At 29.2% G+C, this 8,194-nt stretch carries 7 protein-coding genes; 5 read left to right on the top strand and 2 right to left on the bottom strand.

Going from position 1 to position 8,194, the window contains the following annotated elements:
- From JG780_RS09710 to JG780_RS09700, 3 genes are all read left to right on the top strand, one after another.
- Positions 1-1,818: ATP-binding protein (locus tag JG780_RS09710; protein WP_287570386.1), on the top strand; the 1,818-nt coding region annotated here is incomplete at its 5' end.
- Positions 1,819-2,877: 1,059 nt separating this feature from the next.
- Positions 2,878-3,198 carry a hypothetical protein gene (locus JG780_RS09705; protein ID WP_287570384.1) on the top strand — a complete coding sequence of 107 codons (321 nt, stop codon included), beginning with the start codon at positions 2,878-2,880 and terminating at the stop codon, positions 3,196-3,198.
- A gap of 304 nt (positions 3,199-3,502) precedes the next feature.
- Positions 3,503-3,910, top strand: a complete 408-nt coding sequence (locus JG780_RS09700; RefSeq protein WP_287570383.1) for a DUF8371 domain-containing protein — start codon at positions 3,503-3,505, stop codon at positions 3,908-3,910.
- Between the two features lie 848 nt (positions 3,911-4,758).
- Here the strand turns inward: JG780_RS09700 and JG780_RS09695 are convergent.
- Both JG780_RS09695 and JG780_RS09690 read right to left on the bottom strand, forming a co-directional pair.
- Complete coding sequence (locus JG780_RS09695; RefSeq protein WP_287570381.1) at positions 4,759-5,955, bottom strand: TlpA family protein disulfide reductase; 1,197 nt, start codon at positions 5,953-5,955, stop codon at positions 4,759-4,761.
- Between the two features lie 18 nt (positions 5,956-5,973).
- Positions 5,974-6,339 carry a hypothetical protein gene (locus JG780_RS09690; RefSeq protein WP_287570378.1) on the bottom strand — a complete coding sequence of 122 codons (366 nt, stop codon included), beginning with the start codon at positions 6,337-6,339 and terminating at the stop codon, positions 5,974-5,976.
- A 1,030-nt stretch (positions 6,340-7,369) separates the two neighbouring features.
- Here JG780_RS09690 and JG780_RS09685 point away from each other — a divergent pair.
- A complete protein-coding gene (locus JG780_RS09685; protein WP_287570376.1) occupies positions 7,370-7,555 on the top strand; it encodes a hypothetical protein in 186 nt (61 codons plus the stop codon).
- Positions 7,531-7,791, top strand: coding sequence for an ATP-binding protein (locus JG780_RS09680; protein ID WP_353844467.1), 261 nt, complete (start codon positions 7,531-7,533; stop codon positions 7,789-7,791). The genes JG780_RS09685 and JG780_RS09680 overlap by 25 nt, the downstream gene beginning before the upstream one ends.
- The last annotated feature ends 403 nt before the right edge of the window (positions 7,792-8,194 follow it).

Raw genomic sequence — 8,194 nt, 5'->3', positions numbered from 1 at the left:
CTTCAGCAGAAAACTTCTTTCTCATATCTTTCACTCCCCTTCGTATATGATTATACTCTCTACTTTCTAACTGTCCAATCCTTCAGGGGAGCAGTATATTCTTTTTTTGATAGGAATTTGTTGATAGGTTATATTTCTAAAGTTAATTTAAATTATGTTGTTTTAAATACACCCTATGTTCAAAAATTAACTAAATATTATTATAATGGAGAAGATTTTCATGGTGGATTGTTAAATTCATATGTTGTAATAGAAGGAGATAAGTATGGTTTCTTGGGACAAATTTTTGAAATTGAGTTTCTGGAAAAAGAGAGAAAAAATATTATGGATAAAAATCTTGAAAATAAAGAAGCTGATTTTAACCCTAGAGTAAAAGTAAATATATTATTTTCTTTTGATTATATAGATTTAAAAATAAAAAAAACAATTGCTGATTTTCCAAATGTTGGAGCTAGAGTTTATCTTGCAAGTAAAAAAGTATTAAGGGAAATTTTAAAAACGCAACAACGAAACAAAAAGTTTGAATTTGCAACTTTTGTAAATAACGAATTTTTAAAAATAGATGATTTAGAAAAAATTTTTTCAAGACATTGTGCTATTGTAGGAACAACTGGGAGTGGAAAAAGCTGGACTGTGGCAAAATTGACAGAAGCTTTAATTGAAATGGATAATAAAAAGGTTATTATTTTTGATCCTACTGGAGAATATGCTGAAGCATTTAAAGATAGGGATTCTGTTTCTATATTTAAGCTTGGGGTAGATTCTTACCTAAATCCTCAAGATATGAATTTAGAAGATTTATATTTACTTTTAGTCCCGTCTGAGGGAATTCAACTTCCAAAATTAAATAATGCAATTCAATCTTTAAAGTTAGCAAAAATTTTAAGTAAAAAATTAAGTGAAAAAAAACCAGGAGATGAATATAAAAAATACAAAAATTTTTGTGAAAAATTCGTTATAAATGAAAATATAAAAAAAGAAAATAATTCGCCAAAAGTATTTAACGAAATTTATATGGAATTTTATGATGAAATAATAAGAAATAATCTTCAGAATGTCGATTTAAAAAAATTACCTTTACAAATTGAATATGAATGTGTTAAATTGAGTAGAAATAGTGACAAATGGGAAAATGATGAAAAAACTTTTGGATATTGTGTTCCAATGATTGCGAGACTTAATAATTTGTTGAATAGTGAGTTTTACAATAAAATATTTAACACAGAACTTGATAAAGAGAGAAATATATTAACAATTATCGAAAATTTTATTAAAAACAATAATGATGATCTATATAATAAAAAGTTATTAATTTTGGATTTTGAAGAAGTAGTTTCAGAATATAATATCAAGGAAATAGTTGTTGAATTAATAGGGAGAAAAATACTCAAAATGGCAAGAAATAATATTGTTAAAAATTCCAATAATTCATTGATAGTGTTTCTTGATGAGGCTCATAATTTTTTAAATAAAAATGGAGATATTGAGTTAAAGAAATATAAATTAAATTCTTTTGAATGCATTGCCAAAGAAACTAGAAAAAAACGTGTATTTTTATGTATTATCACTCAAAGACCTGGAGATATTCCAGATGGGGTTTTGAGTCAGTTTGGAACTTATATTATTCACAATTTAACGAATACAAATGATATAGAAAAATTAAAATATGTACTTCCAAAAGATAATAATGTTGTGAATATTGTACCAAAACTTGGTGTTGGTGAGGCAGTTTTAAGTAGTGTAAATTTTAATTATCCGCCAATAAATATTAGAATTTTGATTCCGAACTATAAACCTGATTCAAGTACTATATTTTAAAGATTTACTGCCCTATAAAAATTTAAATATATAGCACAAAATAGGATAAATATAAAATTAAGGCAGCACTTAAATTTGGTTTATATATTGTTGATATATCCGACGCTCTAAAACTGATGATTTTTATAATCCAAGAAATTTTAAGAAAATCACATCATTAATTTGTTTTGATTTGTCGAATAGATTCGATAAAAGCGTTCGCGTTTGTCTAATTTGTTTGATGAATAAATACCATTTGATTTTAATGTCAAACAAATTATTATCAAACAAAGTAAAAAAATATTACAGGGATTGGTTTATTAGAAATAGATGGGTCAAATATTGAAAGCCTAAATGGAAACTAGTTTTAATTCAACTAAAAAACGAAAAGCACGTTAGATTGTTTTTAAAATGGCTGGAAAAATAACTTACAAATAGGGAGTGTAAAAAAGTAAAGAAATTCTATTTTTCGCATGGTTGTACTTAGTAAAAATAGATAAGATCGAAAGATTGTTCTGTGATCCTTTTTTAAAGGAGTTTTTCGTTAGTGTGAGTTATTTTTAGTTAAAAAAAAGAATGGATAGATTTACTAATTAATTTGAACAATAGAGAATACTTTACTTAATAGAGGTAAAAGCGAATATAACAGGGGATGGGTATGAAAAGTGAAAAAGCAGTTGTTAGAATATTTTAAGATGGAAGGGATAAAATAGGGGTGATTAATAATATATTCAAACGCTATGGAAGAGTTTGAATATATATAAGAAGAAAAGAAGGGAAAAAGATACATGTATTGTTGACAAATACGAGATTTGAAAGGCCGTCGAAAGTGAAATAAATCGGGAGTTATGCTTGGTTTATTTTATAAATACATGAAAAGATAAAAAACTGAATTTAAATTTAGTTGGCATAAAGATACTTGTTAGTTGTTTATAAGGTACTTTTAGGAAAATATACATTTGTAGAAGGAATAGAAAATTACAATATGTAATATTAAAGTTATCAAAATTCTACATTTGATATATGTGGCCATAGTTTGCTGGGAAGTTCATTGAGTTTTTTTTTATTTTTGCATATTTATTGCCAAATAGCATTAAAGTATTAAGACTTGAAAACATTGTGTCAATAACTATGCCAATTGAGATTTCAGAATTTTCTGTAAAAGAATTTATTAAAGATAGAGATTTATTTAGAAATCTTGAATTAGAGTATATAAAGGGAAAATTGTCATCTAGATCTTTTGTGGGTAAAGAGCAAAGAGAAGCAACTGCTATTGTGCTTGAAAATACTGAAGATGTTTATATATTTGATAAGCTACTTTCAAATACAAATGATCAGAGAAAAATAATAAAATTTATATTTGAAAAGATTAAATATACATGCCGAAGAAACATTTTATAACTTATTTGATTTAAAAATTAGGCTATGAATAATTACGAAATTATGCAAAAGTATTGTTTTCTGATGTGTATTTCATCTTCATAATGGATTTCAATCAGATTTAGATTTAACGATTAATTTTGTTAAATATTGTTTAATCAATCTCTTAAGTTTAGATGAGTTAAAAAAGTTAGATAATAAAGATATTTCCGAGTACTGGAATAAAATAATTAAAAAAACTATTGCCGAAAAGAGTGGAAAAAATTCTGATTTTACTATTTGGGAGATAAACAAATTAAAGAAGTTTATTTTTGAAGATTTACCAATGAATGAATATCAGTTTTTTAAGAAGGTTGAAATTGAGTTAGATGAACTAATAAAAAGAATAGAAAGAAATGAAAATAATGAGAAGGATTTGTTTTGGGAAAATAAAAAGCATAAAAATGAGAAAAAATGTAGAGATGCATTGGTTAATCTATGGAAATCTAATGATAATTTTATAAGAGAGTCACTGATAGAAAATTTCAGGTCGGATATAGAAGTTATTGAAAAAAAGCGTAACTGGAAAGTTAGAATAGAATGCAAATTGAACAAAAATCCAAAATTGCTAAAATCTTTAAATGAACAATTGATTAATAAGTACTTAAGTAATAGAGAAGCAAAGTACGGTATTTATTTGGTGTTTTATTTTGGTAATAAAAATGAGAGTAAAGAAGAATTAGAAAAAAATTAAAACAACAAATACCTCCTAAGTGGAAAGATAAAGTGAGTGTGAAATTACTTGATTTAGGAAGATACTCGATATAGAGTATTTTTCATAAAATTATTTAAATTGAGATTCAATGATAAAACTAATTGTAAAAACGTGTAAAAAAGGTATGAGTATGTAAAACAGGTAGTTTGCCGTAGTTAACAAAGGGACAAATTATGTTTTTCATATTTTTACAGCATCTGGTGTAAGTTTTTACAGTGATTATACTGAAAAATACTCAAATACTTTAAAAAGAAAAGATTTAGATTTTCTTAGAAAGCATAAAAAGCTTCTTAGTTTTCAAAATGGAAATGCATCAAAGCTTGTAGATCCTATAATTTTCTTTCCAGCATATTTAAACCTTAAATTAATTCGGTGTGATTTAAGAAAGTAAAAGATAAAGTATCTTTTATTGAAAAGCTCGGAGAAATTTACATAGAAAACTTGAGACTTACCCAAGAAAATGTGTAAGTAAGTTCAGTCATACTATATCATCTCTTCAAAGCCAAACTTTATTCTCTTGATTTTTTTAAGTTTTGCAGGTTCTGAATTCCGCTATCCATACGGGTTTGAGATATGCGATTTTTGTGGGGATTCGATATTCTGGAACTTTCAAGGTGTAACGATACACCAAATTGCTGGTTCAGATGTTTTTATCCGTATTTCATATCATACCCCTTTTTCCATGTCTTATGTAAAAAACCACCCCCAATGGGGTGGTAAATTTCAAAACACATACCCTATCCACACAAAATCCCCAGCAAAGGCTATAAAGGATGTATATTGCAGAAAATAAACACGTTTTCCGACCAACGTACCACACCTTCGTCTTAATTTTCTATCAACGCTTTTATCAAACGCGAAAATTGTTCAACCGTCGGCATGGAGATTGTGTGCTTCCATATAACCCCTTCTGTCACTGCACCTGCGTTCGTTCTGTAAATAAGTACATTATCCGGAGATACTACCATTATCGTTTCGGGATACAACAACCTCAACCTGATTGTTACCTCATCAAGTTCCTCACGGGATATCGGAATGATTGTCAATCCCTTGTATTTTTCAGCCAGAGATTCTACATCCTCCGGACACTCTTCACATGTTTGGCAATAGCAAGATGATACTAGAAGTAGTACATAAGGTTTTACCCCCATCTTCAAAAAACCTGATAACGCATCAAGCCATGTTTTTATCTTCGGCATTTCCGAGTCGGTCAAGAAGTTGAAGTAAATTACTTTCCACTGTCCCGCCTGGTCCACCAGATTTATTTCTCTACCACTAACATCTTTGAAGGAAATATCTGGGAATAGTTCCCCTACAAATGGGATAAGTACAGAAGTTGCGCATCTTTCAAGAACTATAGAGTCACCGTTTTTGGTGACGCTTTCTATTGTAAAGTATTCTTTCCCTATCTTTACGTATTTTCTGAACAACTCTGGTCCATCGAATTTACCGTTTTCATTCAAGTCCACCATGAGCAATATCGCGTCTTTTGTGTACCACCCATCTGAATCTGTATCGGCGATCGCTGCTTTGTAGTTTTTGTTTCCCACGTAAAGCCATCCCTCTTTTCGTGTGATACCACAGTAGTATAATTTGTCTTCCATACGCCACAAGGCAACATAGTAACAACTTCCGTCATTGAATATAAGTTTTACGATATACGTGGTCATGTTCGTCACGGATGATGTTTGAACATAGACCTCATCATCGGAAAGATTTTTGTTCCTGTTTCCATCGACTAACAGTATTTCTTTCCCATCGTTTAAACCAGTTATGACATCGAACGTTTCACCTTTCATCGTTATCTGCCCGAACTTTGCATTGTGCAGGTCAAAAGGTGCGTAAACAGACGATAACGGTGTATCGTACAGTGGAACTATGCGAGCAAAGGTGTAGAACATTCCAGCTTTTGTGTCTGTGAACTGACCTGCAACAGTAGTGGGTTGAGCAAAGCAGGATATGGTCCAGATTACGAGCAATAATATGATGAAACCAACACGTGCGTTAACAAAATTAGCGTGCATATACTCACCCCCAAAAACTTACATGCCACTGCAACTGCAAAATGCAAAACAAATTGCAGCTTCTCCTGCAGGAGAGCAGTAACATGTAGTTTTTACTATGCCCATCCCTGAAGCATTAGCTTTTCCATGGCACAATGTTATACCCAAGTAAGGACTTTTACAGGTGATATCGACTACTAATGTTACAGTAAGAGGGACTCCGTTAGAACTATAATGTTGTGCTTCACCAAAAGCTTGCCACCTTAGATCACCAACATAAAACCATGTACACGAGGTAACACTGCACCCTGGATCTTCAATTAGAGGGACTACCCCACCTGCAAACGCTTGAGAAATCAAAACAACCAACAAAGTAGCAAACACCCATTTTACGACAAACTTCATACTCTCACCCCCCTTTTTGGTAACCCCGTTAACTTAAATTTTCACCTCTTTTCATGAATTTTTCCGCTACTGCATATCTAATATCGATTTGTTATCTGGATCAAATTACAAAATTTATCTTGTTGTTTTTTTAGCTGTAATTTGATTTCTTTTACAAAATAGATTTTTATTTTATTATATTTGTGTTTTTTTTAACAAACTTTATATCAGTCTATTAATTTTTGATATTATAAGAAATTACATATTTTTTAAGATTCAATCACTTTAATTTTTATCAAAATAAGAATCTTTTCTTGATAGTAGGTTTATCACACATGAAATGTTATAAATAATTTTGATGATATTTACGATATTAATGTTTAGTAACACATTCTAATTTTATCTACGAACTTATTTAAATACAAGTTTAATTTTTTTTGATTTTCCTTTTTTTACAATAAATATTTCATAATTTTTTAATATTTCATAATTTTTTAAATTGATAATTAATAACTTGTAAAATTTTGAATAAATTTTCTTCATGGATGGTAATAAATTGATAAAAAACTGATTGTTATCTTCTGAAAAAGTGTGTTCTAAAAAACATATCAAAAAGGCAAAAACAAGCTATAATCTTTTTTGCATAAAACCTTAGCTAAAGAAGAGAAAATCTACATGTCCATGAATTTGTTTTTAAAAAGATTATCTGTGGATATCATCAACCACTTACTTTAAATTATTGAGAGTGAAATGAATAATGAAAGTAAGAAAAAACAAGGGTTAAAGATAGAGTCAGAATGTATAATGGAAGATGCATTAGGTGGAAGAAGCATGAAAGTACTAAAAACGTTTTTTTGAAAAAGCGAAATTAGTAATAGTTCCGGTAAAAGATACCATACATACAAAAGTAAAAAATGAAGTGAGAAAAAAGCGAAATGGATGTATAAAGAAAAATACAAAGAAAGGTATATAGTAGAACAGGTGATTGGAAAACAATGTATATGAAAGCTGTAAGAGAACAAAGAGTTTGGAAAATGGCAAAGGAAATTATATGAATAAAGATGATATTGCACAATTGGGCTATAATAGTTTTTTGTTTGCTTTGAAGTTGTATATTAAAAAATTTTTTAGAGCGCGCTCTAAGCGAGTTGAAAATGCATTTAATTTTGCTATAAAACATCTTGAAAAAAGAGAAGACAGCTATATTACCCAATTGAAGCAATCAGAGAAGCATTAGTAAATGCTGTTGTTCATAGAGATTATTCAATTAAAGGTTTAGATATAAAACTTGCAATTTTTGATGGTAGAGTTGAGAAAACTTTTCCAGGTGGACTTCCTGGGAATCTAAGTGTTGAGCTTATTTTGCAAGGGCGGTCGGAAATTAGAAATAGAGTTATTGCAAGGTTTTTCAAAGAAATAAGTTATGTTGAGCAATGGGGAACAGGGGTAAAAAAGATTAGTGGAATTATGTAGGGCTAAAAATCTAAAAACCCCAGAGTTTATTAAAGATGGAGTATTTTTTAAGGTGATAATTTACAAAAGGCGTGCTATGAGTTGAATGAAAGTAAAGATAGTAGATAGAATGTTAATTATTTTATTTACTCTACACTTAAGACTTATTTTCATTTTAAACTTTTTCCTTTGAACCTGGCGCATTTTATTTTCTTTCGGATGGTTCTACAAGCTTTTAGTCCATTCTTTTTTATCACTTGGTATATCCTCTTTAAGAAAACCAAAGAAATGTTAGATAATTTTACAAATTCGGAAGTTTCCTTACATTAAATTTCTTTTCAAACAAATGGGAAATTGAAAATAACTTTTCTTTTTCAAATTCAAAGGCAGAAAAAGTAATACCAAAAGCTCCTTTTTGGTAAAA

The sequence above is a fragment of the Thermosipho sp. (in: thermotogales) genome (assembly GCF_020054775.1).
Lineage (GTDB): Bacteria > Thermotogota > Thermotogae > Thermotogales > Fervidobacteriaceae > Thermosipho > Thermosipho africanus.
The sequence above is the reverse complement of the archived record's forward strand: the minus strand, read 5'-3'. Positions and strand labels throughout refer to the sequence as shown.